Below are 18951 nucleotides of genomic sequence, written 5' to 3' on the forward strand. Positions count from 1 at the left end.
TCCGGATGCGCAATTGTTTGCGCCACGATTATGTTTTTGCTAAGAAATAAGTCAAGGGTAAAGGCCTTCCGTTACCAGCGGAAGCTGTTGCTTTCTAGTAACAAGGCAAGCTGTGAACGCGATGCGAGACCTTTCCGCAGAGAGCTTCCGGCAGCATCTTCTGGAAAAATATTCACTGCCGCCGCGGGCGCGCGCCCGGGTCGAAAAGTCGACCAATCCGGCGCTGACGCGCCCCTTGCGGGAGCTGTGGGAAGCGACCGATCTGTCCGCGGCCGATTTCGCCGACGAGGTCTCCGACTATTTCGGCCTTGCGCGGCTGGGCCTGCCGCAACTGCTCGCGGCGACGCCGTCGCTGGACGGCTTCTCGCGCCGGTTTCTGCGTGAATCCACCATCTTCCCGTTCCGCGCGCCGAATGGGGGTTATCGTCTGGTGGTCGCCGACCCCTCCGATACTGCCGCCATTCGCGCCGCCGAAATCGTGTTCGGCGCTGCGGTCGAGGTCGTCGTGGCCTCGTATGAAGATATTACGACAGTCCTCGATCAACGCGCTGATGCGGACGATGCGAGCGCCGATGGCGCTGCCAAGGGCGCAGTGCAACAATCCGATGACGACATCGAGAGCCTGCGCGATCTCGCCAGCGGCGCGCCGGTCGTGCGCGCGCTCAACGATCTGCTGGAGCGCGCGGTGGAGCTGCGCGCCAGCGACATCCACATCGAGCCGTTCCGCACCGGGCTCGTGATCCGCATGCGCGTCGATGGCCTCTTGCGCGCGCTGCCCTCGCCGCAGGGAATTCCGCCGCAAGCGCTGATCTCGCGGGTGAAAATTCTAGCCGGTCTCAACATCGCCGAGCGACGGTTGCCGCAGGATGGCGCGGCGCGCGTGCGCGTCGGGCGCAGCGAGCTCGACGTCCGCGTCGCGACCATGCCGACGCAATATGGCGAGAGCGCCGTCATCCGCCTGTTGCCGCGCGATCGCGGCCTGCTCGAGATGAGCAAGCTCGGTCTTGCCGCGCGCGATGAGCAGATAATGACGCGGCTGCTCGCCATGCCGCACGGCATGATCGTGGTCACCGGGCCGACCGGCAGCGGCAAGACCACGACGCTTGCCACCATGCTGTCGATCCTGAACGAGCCGACACGAAAAATCCTCACCATCGAGGATCCCGTCGAATACGAAATTCCCGGCATCAACCAGTCGCAGGTCAAGCCGTCGATCGGGTTGACCTTTGCCTCGGCCATGCGCGCCTTCGTGCGTCAGGACCCCGACGTCATCATGGTCGGCGAAATCCGTGACGCCGAGACCGCGCATATCGCGATTCATGCGGCACTCACCGGCCACCTCGTGCTGACGACGCTGCACACCGAGACGGCGGCCGCCGCCGTGCCGCGCCTGATCGATCTCGGCATCGAGGGGTTTTTGCTGAAGTCGACGCTGCGTGCAGTGGTCGCGCAACGCCTGGTGCGCGTGCTGTGCGACCGTTGCAAGGTGCCGCATGCGCTGACCGAGACGGATATTGCCAGGGATCCGCGCTTTGCCGTGATCGGCTTCAGGGCGGGCGAGGTCGTGCACGAGGCCGGCGGCTGCGAACGCTGCGGCGGCACCGGCTATCGCGGCCGCAACGGCGTGTTCGAGATCCTGGAAATGTCCGACGATGTGCGCCGCCTGATCGGGCCGCAAACCGATTCCCACTCCATCGACGCCGCCGCGATGCAGGGCGGCATGACGACGATGCTGGAAGATGCTGTCGCAAAATGCCGCGCCGGGCTGACGACCGTGCCCGAGGTCTTCCGCGTCACGACGGTCCGCTGATCCGATGCCGAACTATCGCTACCGCGCGCTCAATGCCAACGGCGAGCTGGTCTCCGGTGCGATCGCCGCGCCTGCACCCGGCGACGTCGCGCAGCGGATCGAGCGGCTCGGCCTCGTGCTGGTCGATAATGTCACGCTGGAGGAGGGCGGTTCGGGCCGCAGCGCCTTCAGTGTCTTCAACAAGCCCAAGCCCGCGGACGTCACGATCTTCACGGCGGACCTTGCGCTGCTGCTTCGCGCCGGAGCCCGCATCAATGACGGTCTGGAGCTGCTCGCGGCCGACCGCGATCTCGGACGGCTGCGGCCCGTGGTCGCCGACATCCGCTCGCGCGTGCTCGCCGGGGAAAGCTTTGCCGAGGCGCTGCTCCGGCACGGCACGTTGTTCCCGCCGATGTATGTAGCGCTCGTTCGGGTGGGCGAGGCATCGGGTTCGCTCGACCAGGTGCTGGAGGTGCTGGCCAACGAGAGGACGCGAACCGAGGCGCTGAAGCGCAAGCTCGGCGATGCCATGCGCTATCCGGTTTTCGTGCTGGGCGCTGCCTGCTGCGTTCTCCTGTTCTTCCTTACATTCGTGCTGCCGCAGTTCGCCAGCGTGTTGCAGGATTTCGGCGCCAAGGTCGATCCGATGATCCTGGTGTTCCTGAACATGTCGACCTTCCTGCACGACAATTCCGACGCGGTGCTCGCGGGGCTTGCCGCCACCATCGCGGCCCTGTGGCTGCTGTTGCGGCAGGAGCGGGTCCGCCACGGCATCACCGGTGCGATCACGCGGCTGCCGGCGATCCGGGGCATCGTGAGCTCGTACCGCACCGCGCTGTTCTGCCGGAACCTCGGTGTGCTGCTCGGCAGCGGCGTCAATCTGACGACCACGCTGCGAATCCTCGTCGACATGATGGAGACCGCGGGCCCCTCGACGGTGTGGAGCGAGGCCGCCGACCGCGTCCGTCACGGCACGAAACTGTCCGATGCGCTGGCCGAGACGGACGCGTTGCCGGCAATGGCGGTGCGCATGCTCAGGCTCGGCGACGAGACCGGGCAGTTGCCGATGCTGTCCGGCCGTGTCGCCGATTTCTACGAGGCCAAGCTGCAGCGCACGCTCGACCGTGCCGTCGGCATCGCGGGCCCTGCCGCAATCATCGTGATTTCGGTTGTGGTCGGCGGCCTGATCGTGTCTGTCATGACCGCGTTGATGTCGGTCAGTCAAATTGTCGGCTAGAGCATGATCCGGAAAAGTGCGAAGCGGTTTTCCGAAGAGAGCTGCGCAAACAATAGGGCGGTTACGGAGGGGTTGAAGTGACCAGAAATACAGTCGCACTCGCCAAGCGCGGGCGGCGCGCGCGCCGAGGGGAGGCTGGCTTCACGCTGGTCGAGATCCTCGTCGTCATCACCATCATCGGCCTGATCATGGCGCTGGTCGGCCCGCGGGTGCTGAACTATCTCGGCGAATCCAAGGCGAAGGCGGCCAAGATCCAGATCGAGAGTTTCTCGAGCGCGCTCGACCTCTATTACCTCGACCTCGGCCGCTATCCCACGACCAACGAGGGTCTCGCCGCGCTGACGCGCAGCAACAATGTGCCGGGCTGGAACGGGCCTTATTTGCGCGGCGGCGTCGTGCCCAACGATCCCTGGGGACACGGCTATGTCTACCGTGCGCCAGGCGAGCGCGCGCCCTATGACATCATCTCGCTCGGATCGGACGGGCAGGAAGGCGGCAGTGGAACGGCAGCCGACATTGCCAGCGGCACGCGCTAGGGGCGCGCTCGATACGCGCGGGTTCGCGCTGATCGAGATCCTGTGCGTGCTCGCCATCATCGGCCTGCTCGCGGCGATCATCCTGCCGGCGATCCCGCGTACGACGACGCGCGCCAAGCTGGAGAGCTATGCGGTCGCGACCGCGGCGCTGCTGAAGGCCGATCGCAGCACGGCGCTGCGTCGTCAGGTCAGGGTGGCGACGCAGGTGGATGCCGAAGCTCGTGCGATCCGCTCCGGCGTCACCGGGCGGGTTCTCCGCCTGCCGAACGACGTGACCGTACAGGCGATGCTGGCTGCGCGCTGCGCCGACCGTGCCGCCGGGCGAACGATCGATTTCTTCCCGTCGGGAATGTCGTGCGGTGGCGTAATCGCGCTGGCACGGCCCGGCATGGGTTACGAGGTGCGCGTGAACTGGCTGACCGGAGGCGTCGAGATTGTCGCGCAGAAGCTGCTCTAGAGCGTTTTCCAGCGAAGTGGACACCGGTTCGCGTGGAGAAAACGCGTCAAAACAAGAATCCAGAGCCCCGTTCCGATTCAATCGGAACGGAAACGGCTCTAGAGGTACGGCCGGCTTCACCCTGATCGAGGCGCTGGTCGCGCTTGCGATCATCGCGGCCGTGCTCGGCACGATCGGGACGGTCATCGCCACGACGGTGCAGGGGACCCGCTCGATCGATCAGCACCTGGCGCTGGCCGGAACGGCGGAGACGCTGCTGGCGCAATTGCCGCCGCGCGCGCTGTTGAAGCCGGGACGGCAGAGCGGGGAGCTCGCGGGCAGCCGCTGGCGCATGGAAGTCTCGCCGATGAGCGTGCCCGGCGGCGATCCCGCGACCGACCGCTTCGTGCCCCTGTCGGTCAATCTCAGGCTGCAACGTGCCGACGGAGCTGCGTTCCAGATCACGACCGTGAAGCTGGTGCCGAGGGCCGCGCAATGAGGGCGCTGCGCCGCGCATTGGCCGAGGAGGCGGGTTTCACGCTGCTCGAAGTGCTGCTGGCGACGCTGTTGATGACGGTCATTCTCGCGGCGCTTGCGACGGTCACCGCGCAATGGCTGCCGAACTGGAATCGCGGCATCGCGCGCGTGCAACGGGCCGAGCGCGTTGCCACCGGGTTTGATCGCATCGTCGCCGATCTGTCGGTCGCCGAGCAGCTCCCGATGAATGCCGACAGCAAGACCCCGCTGTTCGAGGGTTCCGAGCTGGCGGTGACCTTCGTGCGCACGGCGCTCGGTGCCAACGTGCGCCCGGGGCTCGAGATCGTGCGCCTGATCGAGAAGGCCGATGCGCAGGGGCTCGCGCTGGTGCGCGAGCGCGCGCCATTCGCACCGATGCCGTCCGACGGTCAGATTCGTTTCGTCGACCAGGTGGTGCTGCTGCGCGCGCCGTTCCGCGTGACCTTCTCCTATTCCGGACCGGATCAGGTCTGGCAGCCGACCTGGCGCGACCAGCCGCAGCTGCCCGAGCGGATTCGCCTCACCGTGCGTGACAGCACGACGGGACAGGTGCTCGCGGTTTCAGGCGCGGTGATGCCTCACATCACAACGCCTGCCGAATGCGCGCGCGCCAAGAACCCCGCGACATGCGTGACCGCGCGCGCAAGACCGGAGCAGAAGCAGGAGCAGCAGCTGTGACGCTCATGGCGATCACGCGCCGCCGCCCGAGCGCGGCCGGGGGAACGCGCGGCTTCATCGTCGTCGCGGTGCTCTGGATGTTGGCTGCGCTGGCGGCGCTCGTCCTGATCTACCTGACCTATGTGACCAACACTGCCGTCACGGTGGCCGCCAACACCGATCATGTTCAGGCCGACGCGCTGGTGAATTCCGCGGTCGAGCTTGCGGCCTACCAATTGACGGCAAAGGGCGAGGCGCGCCCCACCAGTGGAACCTTCGACGCCCGCATCGGTGCAGGACGGGTGTCGGTGACGTTCCGCTCCGAAGCCGCGCGCATCGATCTCAATGCCGCGCCCAAGGGGCTGTTGTCCGGATTGATGATCGGGCTTGGCATCAGTGAGACAGACGCGGCCCGCTATGCCGACCGGATCATCGCCTGGCGGGCATCAATCGAGGCAGGCAGCGATGATCCGGAAAATTCCTACTACCGCACGCTCGGCTCGGCCTATCTGCCGCGGCATGCGCCATTTCCGCATGTCGACGAGCTCTGGCTGGTGCGTGGCATCCCGCCGGCGGTGATCGAGCGCATGCTGCCCTTCGTCACTGTCTTCAGCAACATGCGGACCGTGAATCTGCTCGACGCCGCGCCCCAGGTGCTGGCGGGGTTGCCGGGCATGACACCGGAGGCGTTGCAGCAGCTCTTGAGGGACCGGGCCGATCCCAACGTCAATCCGCGCTCCCTGCTCGGTATTGCCGGCGCTGGTAGTGCCACGCTGGAAGGCTCCAAGGCCTACCGGCTGACCGTTGCGGTCGAGTCGGCGCTACGCCGGCGCAGCTCGGCCGAAATCGTCATTCTGCTTCTCGAGGGCACGGACGAACCCTATCGTGTATTGTCGTGGCACAACGACCTGGACGGCTCCGCCGGAAAGCCTCTGTGAGATGAATCTGCTGCAATCGACACGCGCCATCCTCGACGCCTGGACCGGCACCGTCGCCGCGACCATCGTCGCCGGCTTCGAGCGCATGGTGTCGCCGCGCCTCGTCCGGCTCGTCGAGGACGAGACCGGAGAGTTCGCGCTGGAGGCTGCCAACAAGCCGGACAACGTTCCGGCCGGGATCGCCTTTCGCGACGGCGAGTTCGCCGCGGCCAATCTGGCACCGGTGCTTCGCGGAAGCCGCATCGAGATCGTGTTGCGGCCGACGCGCTTCCTGTTCCGCCCGCTCGAACTGCCGGCCCGCGCCGCCGATTTCCTCGATGGCATCGTGCGGGCGCAAATCGACCGGTTGACGCCGTGGAGCGCCGGCGATGCCGTATTCGGCTGCGGTGCGCCGTCGGCAAGTGGCAGCGAGACCATTACAACGGTGATCGCCGCGGCACCGCGCAAGCTCGCGATGGGCTATGTCGACGCGGTGTCCGCCTTCCATCCCTCCGCAATCGCGATCTGTGCCGATGCGGCCGAACCGGACCAGGGCCGGATCAAGGTGTTCGAGCAGAAGTCCCGCGGTGCCATCGACCGGGCTCGCCTGAGCCGTATGCTCCAGATCGTGCTCGGTGTCGCCGCCGTCGCGGCAGTCGTCGCCTCCGTTCTCGCGAGCTATCTGGCCGACAGCCTCGGCGCGCAGGAGAGCGAGCTCGAGCGCCAGATTACCCAGCGCCGCGCCGCGCTTCGCATGGGCACCGATGGCGGCGAACGTTCGCCGCTGGCGCGTCTGGAGCGGCGCAAATACGAGACGGCTGCGAGCGTGATCGTGCTGGAGTCGCTGAGCCGCGTGCTGCCGGACCACACCTATGTCACGGAGCTGCATCTCTCCGGCAACAAGCTGCAGATCGCGGGCATCACGCATGATGCGCCGTCGCTGATTCCGCTCATCGAGCAATCCCAGCATTTCACCCGCGCGACCTTCTACGCCCCGACCACGCGTTCGCCCTCGGATCCCGGCGAGCGCTTTCACATCGAGGCACAGATCGAGCCGAGGAACGTGCCATGAGCGCCCAAAGCACCCTCACTCGCGCTCTGACCACCTCGCCGTTGATTGCGGTGACGCTCTATGCCGCCGTGACCGGCGGTCTTCTGCTCATGGCGGGGCTCTCGGTCGCTGACGTCTTTGCCCATCGCCAGGCGCTGGCGCAGACCTCCGATCTGCTCGACCAGTTGCGCGGCCGCAAGACCGGCGCCGCCGGAAAGGCCGTGTCGTCGGCCGACCATCCGGGCACGCCCTTCCTGGAAGGACCGACCGTGACGGTTGCGGGCGCCAATCTCCTGCAGCGCGTGGCGTCCGCGGTGACCAATGTCGGCGGCTCGGTCCAGTCGTCGCAGGTCGACGTCTCCGGCGTGCAGGCCAAGGACGGATTAGTCGGCCTCGTCGTCAGCTGCGAATTGGAGCAGTCCAGTTTGCAGAAGCTGCTCTACGATCTCGAAGCCGGCATGCCGTTCCTGTTCGTCGACCAGCTCGATGTCCAGGTGCCGCAAACGACGACGCTGAACGATGCCGGCACCGGCCGCGTCAGGGTGATCCTCGGCGTCTCCAGCCAGTGGCAGGCAGGAAAGTAGATTTAATTCACCAGCTGTACTTCACCACGCCCTTGCCGGTGTAGGTCGTGACGTTGCCAGAGAATTCGCCGTCGAAGGTTGCGGCGACGGAGAAGCCGCTCAGCCACTTCATTTCGGCGCTGCCGCTGACGAGCGCGGAATCGGCATCGGGCTTTGCGCCGTTCACTGCGAAAGCGGCGCCGGGCAGGGCGGTGAACAGCGCGGTGACGGCCCGGCTCGGGTTGTAGTCATGCGCCCAGGCGGCGCGGCCGCGCAGCGTCAGCACGCCGTCCTGCATCGCGAAGGATTTGTCGGTGCGCAGACCGAGCTCGCTGCGGGTATCGGTCGTCGTCTGGGCCGCATAGTTCAACGCAAACAGCCCGCCGCCCGTGAGGCTCGTCTCGGTATAGTTCGGCAGGTTGAAATTCGTGACCTGCGCGGCCGCATAGGGCGTGATCCCGATCCAGGGTGTCGCAAAGCGGTAGCCGCCTTCGAACCGAGCGGAGAATGTGTCGGCCTTGAAGCGCGCCTGGAGCTGGTCGATGCCGGCAAGCGCCACGGTGCGGTTGGTGGTGACGTCGTGCCAGCCATAGGCCAGCGCAGCCGCGACATAGGCCGGTCCGAAATTATGCCGGCCGTAGACGCCCGCCTGGAACAGGTCGGCCGAGCCAGAGCCCATGGCGTTGGCAAGCGAGTAGTTCAGTCCGCCGCCGGCGAGTGCAAAGCCGAGCAGTGTGTCGGCGGTGACCCGGTAGTCGGCGCCCGCCGCCGCGCCCCAGATGCGCGAGGTGAGATCCTGCGAGCCCACGGTCGCATTACCGCCGACAGATTCCGAGCCGCCGTAACCAGCCGCCCAGACATTCCAGCGGCTCGCGGGCAGCGAGGCCAGCAGCGGCGCCTTGGTCGCCATTGCATAGGCCTCGCGTTCGCGGGCCGTAGCCGGCCGCATCGATGCATAGGCCGCCATGTCGTCACCGTCCGCGAATTGCGACGCGCTGCCGGGCCGTGCAAAGCCGCTGGCGCGTCCCGAGAGCGTAGGATCGAGCATCAGATTCAGGAACTGGCCGTCCGCGTTGATCGCGGACTGGATGATGCTGGTGCCGAGCTCGCCCGAGGCGACGGTCAATCCCGCCTGCGTCAGTCCCGCAAAGGCTGCCGGAATGCCGCCGGTGGTGTTGAAGAAGTTCGTCAGCGTGTTGGCGACGTTCTGCTGGTTGGTCGTGAGGCTGCCGCTGGCCGGCGTAAAGCTGATGCCGATATTCAGATAGACGTTGTTGGGATCATAGCTCAGCGTGGCGTTGATCGTCGGCATGTTGGAGACGACGGTGGGGTTGAAGGTCGTGCCGCCAAGGCCCCCGGTCGCCGACAGGATCTTGTATTGCTTCTGGATCGTGCCCGACGTGAAGACGGCGTTCACGGTCGCGCCGCCGAGCGTCGCCGTGCCCGTGACGTTGGTGAGGCTGGCCGTCGTCGAGGAAACCTGGATGAGATAGGTCGAGGCTGCGGTGAAGCTCAGGCTGCCGTTGACCGTGAGCGGCCCGAATGGGGTTGCACCGCCTGGTGCAAGCGTGCCCCCGGCGACCGCCACGTCGCCGACCGTGCCGTTGCCAGCGAGCGTGCCGCCGGCATTGACGGTGGTCGCGCTCACGATCGAGCCGTCCACCACGAGCGTGCCGCCGTTGATCGTGGTGTTGCCGTTGTAGCTGCTGGTGCCAGACAGGACTTCCGTACCACTGGCCAGCGTGAGACCGCCGGTCCCCTGAATGCTGCCGGCATAGGTGCCGCTGGCATCGGTGATCGTCAGCGTCTTGTTGCCGAGATCGACCACGCCGCTTGCCGCGCCGGATAGCGATCTGATCGAGGCGCCGCCGAAGTTGAGGGCAATGTTGAACAGGCCGTCGTTGATAACCGCGCTGGATGTTGCGATGCTGCCAGAGGTGATATTGGTCTCGAGATAGAGCGCACCGCCGGCGTCGATCGTGGTCGCGCCCGTGTAGGTGTTCGTGCCGCGAAGGATTTGCGTGGCGCCATTGGCGATCGTCAGGCTGCCGCCGGTGCCACCACCGATGCCGCCGTCCTGAATCACGCCGTCGAAGATGGGGGCAGCCCCGGTGATCGTGAGGTTCTTGGAACCCAGGGAGACGACTCCCGCGCCAGTCACAGAAAACAGTCCGCCGACCGACGCACCCGCGGTGGTTTGCGAAATATCGAGGGAGGCCGTGCCGACGCCACCGCCGAAGAAGACGATCGAGTTCGCGATCGAGCCGCCGCCCTTGAGGGCCAGGGTGGCTCCGCTGGCGATCACGGTGGTGCCGTTGTAGGTGTTGTTGCCCGAGAGCGTTTGCGTTCCGCCGCCGATATCAAGCCCACCGGTGCCCTGAATCGAGCCGGCGAATTCGGTCGAGCCGTTGACGATGTTCAGGGTCTTGGCGCCCATTTGCACGGTGCCGTTGCCTGCTAGCGTGCTGATCGACGCGGATGACGGGGTGACGGCGGAAATGTCGAGCGTGGCATTGACCGTCACGACACTGGATGAGGAGATATCGCCAGTGCCCGACAGCGCCAGCGTTCCAGCCGAGACCGTCGTCGCGCCGGTATAGGTGTTGGTGCCGGTCAAGGTCAGCGTGCCGGTGCCGACCTTGGTCAGCCCGCCGCCGATGCCGGAGATCACACCGTCGACCTGGGTGGAGAGATTGTTGCCGCCGGTCGTGAGCGTGTTCGCGCCCAGCACGTAGCTGCCGGCGCCCTCGATCGAGCCGGCCGTCATGCCGCCGCTGGTCAGACCGGAAATATCGACCGTACCACCGGTCGCAGTGATAAAGCGCGCACTTCCGCCGGTGCTCGTGCCGGCGAAGATCGTGGTGCCGCCATTGTTGGTCGTGATGGTCGCGCTGCCGGCAGTGGCGGAGCCGTCGAAGGTCACTGTTCCGTCATTGACGATAGTCGAGGTACCGGCCGTACTGGTGTTGTGGAAGTTCAGCGTCGCGGATGCCGCGTTGCTGATCGTCGCGCTGCCAGCCGAAGCAGCGGAGAAGAAATCCGTTTGGAAATTGTTGGTGATCTGGGCCGTGCCGGCCGAGCTGGTGTCGTCGAAGGAAAGAAAACTGTTGTTGACGATGCTGGCGGTGCCGGCCGTGCTGTTCTGAATGAAGAAGACATTGCCGCCAGTGTCGTTCGTGATGACGACGGCGCCGCTCCCGCCACTCGCCGTGCTGTTGTTCTGGAACACCAGCGAATTGCCCGACGTCACCTCGAAGTTCTGGGTGTTGGCTGAGCTGTTGATGATGCCGGTGCCGTTGACGATGAACGGGTTGTTGATGGTGACCGAGTAGGCCTGCGCCGTATTCGTGAACTGGATCGTGCCGATGGTTACGACACCGTTGTCGTTGACGACGTTGGTCGCACCGGTATTGGCGAACGTCGCGGTGCCGTCCGGCACGTCCGGATTCGAGCTCCAGTTGGTGGCATCCGTCCACTCACCGGTGCCGCCGGTCCAACTGCCGTCGACGGCGTGAGCCGCAACGACGCCGAGCGCCGTGGTCGTGAGCAGGGTGGCGAGCGCGTGTCGCAGAACGGACCGCATGCCGGATCCGATCCGTTCAGGAAGTCTTGTCGCCCCAACCATCCGCATTTTCAAATCAGCAAAGCAATTGTCCAGGATTCCACAATTGCGGCGCAGCATTGCTGGTCGCAGGAGTCATAGTCCCATGGCGCGGCGCCCCGCTGCAACCAAAGCGCGCAGTTCTGTGTCGGGTTCCTGGCTTTTTGTTTGCAATTTTATCGATAGTGTCTGTGGAGCAACATGCCCCGGGGAAGCGGCATCGCAACACACCGGGAAAACCAGGCTGCATCTTCCACGCGGCCTTGATTCGATGCAGGTTGATGGCGAGCCACATAGGAATTAGTTTGCCCAACCGGCCGCGCCCGCGCGGCGTCGGTCGCAGGGGAGTGTCGATGGTCGGACGGATCGGATTGGCCGCGCTGTGGATCGTCCCTGCCTTGGGCGCAGGGATATTGGGCGCAGGGGTGCCGATGGCGGCGACCTCGTCCCGAATCGATATCCTGCCCGACGATACCATCAGCAATTCGACCGATACGGTCGACGTTGGCGCAGTGCGGCCGATTGCAAAGCTGGCGCAATCCGCAAGCAAACCGGTCCCCCGTGGCAATCCGCTCTGGTCTGTGCCGCTTTCGGCGCTGACGGCGACGGAGGAACGCCCGATCTTCTCGGCTACGCGCCGGCCACCGCCGCGCGCGGTGGCGGCCTCGCCGAGCGACGAAGCCCCGGCGCCGCTGCCTCCGAAGGCGACCGAGGCCCCGCTGCAGCTCGTCCTGGTCGGAGCTGTAGTCGGCGAGGGCGACGCCATTGCGATCCTCATGGACCGCACCGATCAGAAAGTGATCCGCATGCGCCAGGGTGAATCGCGGGCAGGCTGGTCACTGAGCTCCGTTCAGCCGCGCGAAGTCACGTTCAAGCACGGCGACCGCAGCGAGGTGCTGGCGCTACAGCGGCTGGAGGCGCCGGCCCCGCAGCCCGGTCCGGGCGGCGCGGCCGCCATCCCTCCGGGAACAGGGGGCAAGCTGACCACGCCGGCTACTGGCGACACCTCTTTCGCGCCCTTCGTCCCCCGCTCGACGCCGAAGGGCGGCGAGTCGGATGGTCTTTGAGCTCATCGTCCGAGGATTGCGCCCAGCGCCTCAACGACCCGCATTTGCTGCTTCTCGTGCAGCCCGATCCACATTGGCAGCCGGATCACTCGCTCGGACAGCGACGTCGTGAGCGAAAGGTCTCCGTGGGCGCGTCCGAAGCGCATTCCGGCCGGAGACGAGTGCAAGGGGACGTAGTGGAATACGGAGTGGACGCCCTGATCCTTCAGCTTGCCAAGGACCATGCTCCGATCGATCCCTGGCGGGAGCAGGATGAAGTAGAGATGGCCGTTGTGGCGGCAATGGCCGGGGATGATCGGACGTCGCAACAAGCCCCGCTGCTCCAGTGGCGCCAGCATGTCGTGGTACCTGTTCCAGATTGCAAGCCGCTCGCGCGTGATGCGCTCGGCGTCCTCGAGCTGCGCCCACAGGAAGGCCGCCGTCAGATCGCTCGGCAGCAGCGACGAGCCGAGGTCCTGCCAGGTGTATTTGTCGACTTCACCGCGGAAGAACCTGCCGCGATCGGTGCCCTTCTCCCGAATGATTTCCGCCCGCTGCGCCAGCTCGGGATCGTTCACCAGCAGGCAGCCGCCTTCGCCGGACATGATGTTCTTGGTCTCGTGAAAGCTGAAGCTGCCGATATCGCCGATCGCGCCGAGCGGCGTGTCGCGGTAGCTCGCCAGGATGCCCTGCGCGGCGTCCTCGACGATCCTCAAATTGTGGCGGCGTGCGATCGCGACGATCTTGTCCATCTCGCAGGAGACGCCAGCATAGTGCACCGGCGCGATGGCGCGCGTGCGTGAGGTGATGGCAGCCTCGATTTGCCTTTCGTCCAGGTTGAGCGTGTCCTCCCGGATATCGACGAAGACGGGCACCGCACCGCGTAGCACGAAGGCGTTCGCAGTCGAGACGAAGGTGAAGGAGGGCATGATGACCTCGTCACCACTCTTCAGGTCGAGCAGGATCGCCGCGAGATCGAGCGCCGAGGTGCAGGAGTGCGTCAGCAGCGCCTTCGCACAACCGGTGCGTTGCTCGATCCATTGATGGCAGCGCCTCGTGAAAGGCCCATCACCGGACAGATGATGGTTGCGCAGTGCCTCCTCGATGTAGGCCTGTTCCTTGCCCGTCACATAGGGTCGGTTGTATGGAATGAAGTCTGATGCCATTGCCCAAGCTGTCTAACCATCTCACGATGCGCGATCAACGTCTCATTCCGGTTGTGCCACGGTGGCGGTTTCCATTCGGGGAATCAACGGGTCATCGCAGGCCCCGAGCCCGGCACGTGGTCCTGCCTGCCCATGGACGGCGCCCCGGACGGTTCTCGGCTGGCGCCCTTGCCGGGAAGGATGCGGTTTGACCGACACGCGTATCGAGGCGCCACGCAAGGCAACAGACCCGGGGGAGACCGGGGGAACCGGCCGCGCGCGCCGTCTCGTGCAGGGCTGGTCGGCAAATCTCGTTCAGATGGTCTTGGGCCTGACCCAGCAATTGCTGCTCATTCCGGCGTTCCTGCATTTCTGGACGAGCGACGTGCTCGCGGCCTGGCTTGCCGTCTATGCGGCCGGCAGTCTCGTTGTCGTGGCCGATGCCGGATTGCAGTTGCGCGCCATCAACCGGTTTCTCGCGTTCAAATCCTGCGTCGATTGCGATGGACGGACCGCGAGCTTTTACGCGCGCATGCTGCGGATTTATCTCGTCGTCGTGGCCGTGCTCGGTGCTTGTCTGCTCCTCGGCGCCTATGTCGCGCCGCCCTCGGCGGTGCTCGGCTTCCATGCGACAGCGAGCTTCGATGCCGCGCTGCTCGTGATGACGCTCGGCATGCTCATGACCCTGCCTGCCAATCTGGTCTCGGGTCTCTATCGCGTGCGCGGCCGATACAGCCGCACGGTCTGGCTGCAAAACACAGCTCTGCTCCTGGCTCAGATCGCGCAGCTCGTCGCGATAGCGTTGTTCGGCAGCCTGCTCGCCGTCGCGATCGCCTTCGTCGCGATGCAGATCCTGTTCGCAATCTTTCTGGTCACTCATGATGCGCCACGTCTGTTTCCGTTTCTTCGCCGGAACCGGATCCGTCGCGCCCGGTCGGGAACCTTGCGCTGGTGTGCCGGGCAATTCGGCCGAGCTTTTCCTTTTGCTGTGGCCAACATCACGGAGCTCGCGCTCGTCAATCTGCCGGTGCTGCTGGTCAGTGCCCTCGTCACCGATCGCGTGGCGGTCGCGCAATGGGGCCTGACCCGTGTGATCGCGAGCCTGGTGCGCGGTCTCTGCCTCCAGGTCGCCCTTCCGCTCGGCGCGGAGCTCGGCCATGACTACGCGATCGGCGACAGGGAGCGGCTTCGCCGGCTCTACGCCCATGGCTCGGTGTTCGTCACCGTTCTCGCGTGCATGGTCGTTGCGGGCCTGTTGCCGTTCTGGCCCGACTTCTTCGCGCTCTGGACGCGTGGCAGCATTGCCTACGACGCGCCGCTCACGATCACTCTGTTGCTGGGCTCGGCTGCGGTTGCACCCTCGCTGTTTGCACTGGTGTTTGCCAATCACAGCAACCGTGGCGATCTCCTGGTGCGGACCAAGGGGCTGCAACTGGTCGTCTTCCTGGTGCTGTCGTTTGTATTGATCCCCGGCCTCGGACCGCTCGGTGCTGCGCTCGCCGTGGTCGTGAGCGACCTCCTTGTTCAGTTCGGACTGCTGGCGCTTCCGGTCATGGCCCAAACCCTGCGCCATCCGCTGCGGCACACCGCCTTTCTCGTCATGGTCGCCGTGGCGATCGTGCTGTCGGGATGGGGCATCGGCGTCATCGTCACGTCGCGCCTCGCGGGCAGCGGCCTTGCGCATTTCCTCGCGGAATGCGCGCTGTGGCTGGTCGTGGTCGGCATTCTGGCAAGCCCGCTGCTGAGCAAGAGGCTGCGCGATCGCGCGAGGGCGCTAATTCCGATGTAGGCGCGGGGCTGCTTATCAGCGCAGCGAAAGTGCGAGGCGATGCTTCAATCGCTCGAGCTGCCGCGCGAATTCCCGGCGCCCGATCTCGGTCTCTGCGGCGAAGTGCTTGAGCCGGACCTCGCCGGCCGCGCGCAGACGTTCGCGCGTGCCATCTGCGCCGAGACTGATGATCGCGTCGGCCAGCGAACGCGGGTCGTCATAGTCGAACAGGATCGCCGCGTCGCCGGTCTGGGCCTTGAACGCCTCGGGATAGATGACGGGCGTTCCGACCGCCCAGGCTTCGAGCGGTGGCAAATTGGTCGGACCGAAATAGCTCGGCATGACTAGGGCCGATGCTCCACGGTACAGTGCGCCAAGCTCCAAGGACTCGACAAATCCGACGATCGAAACCTGATCGGACAGGCCGTAGCTCGTGATTGCCTTGTCGATCTTCTCGCGTCCGCCGCGATCCGAGCCGCACAGCACCAGCCGTTGCTCGATGCCCTGCTGCTTGAGATGGGCGAGCGCGGCAAGCAATGTGATGTGGTTCTTGTGCGGCCAGAATTGCGCCGGATAGAACAGATAATCGGGTTCAAGCCGATACTTGTCGAGGACAGCTGCATCCGCCGCGGCGTTGCCGATTGATTGGGCGACATAGGCCGACGGCGAGAAGGGGATGCATACCGCGCGCTCACGCTCCATGGCGTAGCGCCGGCAAAGATCGTCGATCAACTCCTGCGCGTTGACGATCACCAGCGCCGCCTTCGTGCTCGCAAGCCCAAACAGGATCTCGCGCCGCTCGAACTCTCCGAAGGTGCGCACCTCCGGGAATTCCGGAGCGTCACGATGGCAGCCGTCGAAGATCGTGATGATGAACGGAAGCTGGTAGAGCAACAGATGCCGCTTCGACGTCGAGGTGAAATGCACGATGTCGATGCCATCGCGGATCAGTGCGCGTTCGAACGGCGATTTGAGCTCGATCGCGATCTGGACGAGATCGAAGGGCCGACAATATTTCAGAAATAGGAAGATGTGGTCGAGGATGCCGAACTTCAGGAGGCGGGCATCGACCCTGAACTCCTTCAATATCGCGAGGGTCTGCGCATGGGGCGAGTAGACCACGATCTCATTGCCCGATTGCGCCGCCCAGTCGCGCAGCCACAAGAGGTCGTTGAGAGGTTGCTGAAAGCCCCCGCCGACGTCGAGGGCCTGCTCCAGCATCACGGCCAGGCGCAACGGTCTCACGGCGTGGTGCTCTTTCTTGCGACCGAATAGGCAGCCCAGGTCTTCGAGCTCGGTGGATCGTTGTCGGAAAGCCAGGCGGTGTGGCTTGCCGGTTGAAAGCCGCTGGCCTCGAGAGCGGCATCGATCTCGAACGGAAACCAGTAACGCATGCGGTGCGTCTCGTCGACGCGCCGGATGGTTGCCTGATCCATGTCCTCACAGAACAGGCTGTAATTCACGAGAACGGTTGCGTTGAGCTCGTCGTGGTCGGACTGCGCAATCCGCGTCAGGCGCAGCGGCGCTTGCTCGACGACCTTGACGCGCGTCTCGACGCCTTGCGCCAGCACGGCGCCGCCATACCAGTAGTCGAAGAAGAACAAGCCGCCGGGTTTCAGAGCCGCATGCGCGGTCCTGAACATGCTCTCGAGCTTCTCATGGTCGTTCTGGTAGCTTGCGACATGAAACAGCGACACCACGACGTCGAAATCGCGTTCGGGACCTGGTTCGCAGGCGTCGCCCTGGCGAAAAGAGATGGCAAGGCCGGCCTGCTCGGCGCGTGCGTTCGCTCGCGCGATCATGTCCCGGCTCAGATCGACGCCGGCGACGCTCCAGCCGCGGCGGGCGAATTCGATCGCATGCACTCCCGTGCCGCAGCCGAGATCGAGCAGCTTGCCCTGGGCCGCGCCATGATCGTGCAGGCGTCGTTCGACGAAGTCCACTTCCGCGGCGTAGTCCTTGTCCCGGTAGAGCAGATCGTACCAGGGGGCATAGTCCGCAAACACTGTCACGGCAGGATCTCCTTGAGCGCCTGCGCCGATCGCGCGATCTCGTCGTCGGTCAAGGCAAGCCCGCTCGGTAGATAGAACCCGCGGCGCGCGATCATTTCCGCATTGGGATGGGACTCGTTCAGCATGAAACCCATGCGGCGCAGGACCGGCTGCTCGTGCATGCACCAGAAGAACGGACGCGTCCCGATGCCCTTCGCGGCGAGACGCCGCATCGCCTCCCTGGCGTCGAACGGTACCTCGTCGCCCAGCACGACGCCGTAAACCCAATAGATGTTGTCGGCATAGTTGGTTCTGGCGACCGGACGGCGGATGCCTGGCACGTCGGCGAGGTGCTCATCGTAGAGACGGCCGATCCGGCGCTTGAGCTCGACCGTCCGGGGCAGCCGCTCGACCTGTGCGACGCCGAGGGCCGCTTGCAAATTGGTCATGCGCGCATTCCAGCCGAGCTCTTCGTGGATGAAACGCTGCTGGGGCTGGAAGCAGAGGTTACGCAGGCTTTGCAGGCGATCGGCGAGCGCGGCGTCGTCGGTGAGAATCATACCGCCTTCGCCGGTCGTGACGTGCTTGTTGGGATAGAAGCTGAAGGTCGAGACATCGCCGAAACTGCCGCAGGGTACGCCGCGATAGGTCTGGCCGTGCATCTCGGCGGCATCCTCGATCACCTTGAGCCCGCGCGCACGCGCGAGCTCGAGGATCGGATTGAGATCGACCGGCAGGCCGTAGATGTGAACCAGCATGATGGCGCGCGTTCGCGACGTCAGCGCTGCTTCCACGCCTTCGATGGTCATGTTCCAGGTTGCCGGATCGCAATCCACGGCGACCGGCACGAGGCCGGCTCGGACCACGGCTGCGGCGCAGCTGATGATCGTGAAGGTCGGAATGATGACTTCATCGCCCGGTTCGAGCCCAAGGGCGTGAACGGCAATATCGAGCGCGACAGAGCCGTTGGTGACGGCGACGCCGTGGCGGCGGCCCGCGGCGCCAGCCATCGCCTCCTCGAAGCGCTTGATGAAAGGGCCTTCGGACGAAATCCATCCGGTGCGGACGCACTCCGCCAGATAGTCAGCCTCGTTCCCGTCGAGCACCGGCGTGTTGACGGGAATGAACGTCTCGCTCACAGGCTTGGACCTTTGATCCGTATCTCGGACGGCGCGGCTTCCGGAAAACGAGTCTTGTCGTTCTCTCCGGCATAGGGGCCTTGCTTGATCTCGAACATCTCGAGCGGTTCGAGGACATGAAAGCCGTGTGCGCCGCTGGAAAGCAGGATGATGTCGCCGGCGCAGAGCACGCGGCTTTCCAGATATTCTTCCTCGACCGTGTAGAAGTCGACCTGAAGCTTGCCCTTCTGGATGAGGAGTACTTCCTGCGTATAGTGCACCTCTCGCGTCACTTTGTTGTGACGGTGGGGCGCGATGCTCTTGCCTTGCGGATGGCTCATGAAGGCGAGCTGCTGCGACAGCTCCGGCGACGAAAAGAAGTGGATGCCCGGCTCGCGAAACGAAGCGCGCACGATGATCGCATAGAGCTCGTCGCCGAATCGAACATGTTCGACGTGTTCCATCGATTGGCCTCGAAAAAACTCTGGAATTAGAGTGGCATAGCCGTCCCGGCGCGGCACTTTGGCCATTTTGGCCTGCACCGTCAAGGGTGAGCGGCGGACGGCGTCCCAGGGCTCCT

The 18951-nt window shown here is 65.1% G+C and carries 17 protein-coding genes; 11 read left to right on the forward strand and 6 right to left on the reverse strand.

The features are described 5' to 3' along the window. Positions 1–121 precede the first annotated feature (121 nt). The 9 genes from QQL28_RS10825 (at position 122) to gspM (ending at position 7723) form a co-directional block, all read left to right on the forward strand. Complete coding sequence (locus QQL28_RS10825) at positions 122–1810, forward strand: GspE/PulE family protein (RefSeq protein ID WP_431309591.1); 1689 nt, start codon at positions 122–124, stop codon at positions 1808–1810. 4 nt (positions 1811–1814) lie between these two features. After that, positions 1815–3026, forward strand: coding sequence for a type II secretion system F family protein (locus QQL28_RS10830; RefSeq protein ID WP_284264655.1), 1212 nt, complete (start codon positions 1815–1817; stop codon positions 3024–3026). A gap of 77 nt (positions 3027–3103) precedes the next feature. Beyond that, positions 3104–3562 carry a type II secretion system major pseudopilin GspG gene (gene gspG / locus QQL28_RS10835; RefSeq protein ID WP_284264658.1) on the forward strand — a complete coding sequence of 153 codons (459 nt, stop codon included), beginning with the start codon at positions 3104–3106 and terminating at the stop codon, positions 3560–3562. Next, positions 3525–4019 (forward strand): prepilin-type N-terminal cleavage/methylation domain-containing protein, encoded by a 495-nt coding sequence (locus QQL28_RS10840; protein WP_284264659.1) that lies wholly within the window; start codon positions 3525–3527, stop codon positions 4017–4019. Before gspG ends, QQL28_RS10840 begins: the two co-directional genes overlap by 38 nt. A gap of 16 nt (positions 4020–4035) precedes the next feature. Continuing rightward, the gene (locus tag QQL28_RS10845) at positions 4036–4497 is read left to right on the forward strand and encodes a prepilin-type N-terminal cleavage/methylation domain-containing protein (protein ID WP_284264660.1); all 462 of its coding nucleotides are present in this window, start codon (positions 4036–4038) and stop codon (positions 4495–4497) included. Then, complete coding sequence (locus tag QQL28_RS10850) at positions 4494–5192, forward strand: general secretion pathway protein GspJ (RefSeq protein ID WP_284264661.1); 699 nt, start codon at positions 4494–4496, stop codon at positions 5190–5192. The genes QQL28_RS10845 and QQL28_RS10850 overlap by 4 nt, the downstream gene beginning before the upstream one ends. A 5-nt stretch (positions 5193–5197) precedes the next feature. Further along, positions 5198–6109, forward strand: a complete 912-nt coding sequence (locus QQL28_RS10855; RefSeq protein WP_284264976.1) for a type II secretion system minor pseudopilin — start codon at positions 5198–5200, stop codon at positions 6107–6109. Position 6110: 1 nt separating this feature from the next. After that, entirely contained in the window at positions 6111–7160 is a 1050-nt protein-coding gene (locus QQL28_RS10860; RefSeq protein ID WP_284264662.1) for a PilN domain-containing protein, read from the forward strand. After that, on the forward strand, positions 7157–7723 hold the full coding sequence (gspM, locus tag QQL28_RS10865; RefSeq protein ID WP_284264664.1) for a type II secretion system protein GspM: 567 nt from the start codon (positions 7157–7159) through the stop codon (positions 7721–7723). The genes QQL28_RS10860 and gspM overlap by 4 nt, the downstream gene beginning before the upstream one ends. 7 nt (positions 7724–7730) lie before the next feature. On the opposite strand, the gene QQL28_RS10870 is transcribed toward gspM, so the two are convergent. Further along, the gene (locus tag QQL28_RS10870; protein WP_284264666.1) at positions 7731–11285 is read right to left on the reverse strand and encodes an autotransporter domain-containing protein; all 3555 of its coding nucleotides are present in this window, start codon (positions 11283–11285) and stop codon (positions 7731–7733) included. A 371-nt stretch (positions 11286–11656) separates the two neighbouring features. Here QQL28_RS10870 and QQL28_RS10875 point away from each other — a divergent pair, with 371 nt between their 5' ends. Next, positions 11657–12370, forward strand: coding sequence for a hypothetical protein (locus QQL28_RS10875; protein WP_284264668.1), 714 nt, complete (start codon positions 11657–11659; stop codon positions 12368–12370). Between the two features lie 2 nt (positions 12371–12372). On the opposite strand, the gene rffA is transcribed toward QQL28_RS10875, so the two are convergent. Continuing rightward, positions 12373–13515 (reverse strand): dTDP-4-amino-4,6-dideoxygalactose transaminase, encoded by a 1143-nt coding sequence (gene rffA, locus QQL28_RS10880; RefSeq protein WP_284264670.1) that lies wholly within the window; start codon positions 13513–13515, stop codon positions 12373–12375. Positions 13516–13702: 187 nt separating this feature from the next. Between rffA and QQL28_RS10885 the strand changes: the two genes are divergently transcribed. After that, positions 13703–15283: a lipopolysaccharide biosynthesis protein gene (locus tag QQL28_RS10885; protein ID WP_284264672.1), complete on the forward strand. Its 1581-nt coding sequence runs from the start codon at positions 13703–13705 to the stop codon at positions 15281–15283. 15 nt (positions 15284–15298) lie between these two features. On the opposite strand, the gene QQL28_RS10890 is transcribed toward QQL28_RS10885, so the two are convergent. Genes QQL28_RS10890 through QQL28_RS10905 form a run of 4 tightly spaced genes read right to left on the reverse strand, consistent with a single transcriptional unit; the run spans position 15299 to position 18913 of the window. Next, entirely contained in the window at positions 15299–16507 is a 1209-nt protein-coding gene (locus QQL28_RS10890) for a glycosyltransferase family 4 protein (protein WP_284264673.1), read from the reverse strand. Then, entirely contained in the window at positions 16504–17274 is a 771-nt protein-coding gene (locus QQL28_RS10895) for a class I SAM-dependent DNA methyltransferase (RefSeq protein ID WP_284264675.1), read from the reverse strand. Before QQL28_RS10895 ends, QQL28_RS10890 begins: the two co-directional genes overlap by 4 nt. After that, on the reverse strand, positions 17271–18392 hold the full coding sequence (locus QQL28_RS10900; RefSeq protein ID WP_284264677.1) for a DegT/DnrJ/EryC1/StrS family aminotransferase: 1122 nt from the start codon (positions 18390–18392) through the stop codon (positions 17271–17273). Before QQL28_RS10900 ends, QQL28_RS10895 begins: the two co-directional genes overlap by 4 nt. Next, positions 18389–18913 carry a cupin domain-containing protein gene (locus QQL28_RS10905; protein ID WP_284264979.1) on the reverse strand — a complete coding sequence of 175 codons (525 nt, stop codon included), beginning with the start codon at positions 18911–18913 and terminating at the stop codon, positions 18389–18391. The genes QQL28_RS10900 and QQL28_RS10905 overlap by 4 nt, the downstream gene beginning before the upstream one ends. Positions 18914–18951 lie beyond the last annotated feature (38 nt).

Source organism: Bradyrhizobium iriomotense, assembly GCF_030160715.1.
Taxonomy (GTDB): domain Bacteria; phylum Pseudomonadota; class Alphaproteobacteria; order Rhizobiales; family Xanthobacteraceae; genus Bradyrhizobium; species Bradyrhizobium iriomotense.

Bases quoted from the DNA above. Each gene is read 5' to 3' on its own strand.
- QQL28_RS10855 (WP_284264976.1), top strand. From the start codon at position 5,198: ATGGCGATCACGCGCCGCCGCCCGAGCGCGGCCGGGGGAACGCGCGGC.
- rffA (WP_284264670.1), bottom strand. From the start codon at position 13,515: ATGGCATCAGACTTCATTCCATACAACCGACCCTATGTGACGGGCAAG.
- QQL28_RS10825 (WP_431309591.1), top strand. From the start codon at position 122: ATGCGAGACCTTTCCGCAGAGAGCTTCCGGCAGCATCTTCTGGAAAAA.
- gspM (WP_284264664.1), top strand. From the start codon at position 7,157: ATGAGCGCCCAAAGCACCCTCACTCGCGCTCTGACCACCTCGCCGTTG.
- QQL28_RS10875 (WP_284264668.1), top strand. From the start codon at position 11,657: ATGGTCGGACGGATCGGATTGGCCGCGCTGTGGATCGTCCCTGCCTTG.
- QQL28_RS10830 (WP_284264655.1), top strand. From the start codon at position 1,815: ATGCCGAACTATCGCTACCGCGCGCTCAATGCCAACGGCGAGCTGGTC.
- QQL28_RS10870 (WP_284264666.1), bottom strand. From the start codon at position 11,285: ATGCGGTCCGTTCTGCGACACGCGCTCGCCACCCTGCTCACGACCACG.
- QQL28_RS10850 (WP_284264661.1), top strand. From the start codon at position 4,494: ATGAGGGCGCTGCGCCGCGCATTGGCCGAGGAGGCGGGTTTCACGCTG.
- QQL28_RS10860 (WP_284264662.1), top strand. From the start codon at position 6,111: ATGAATCTGCTGCAATCGACACGCGCCATCCTCGACGCCTGGACCGGC.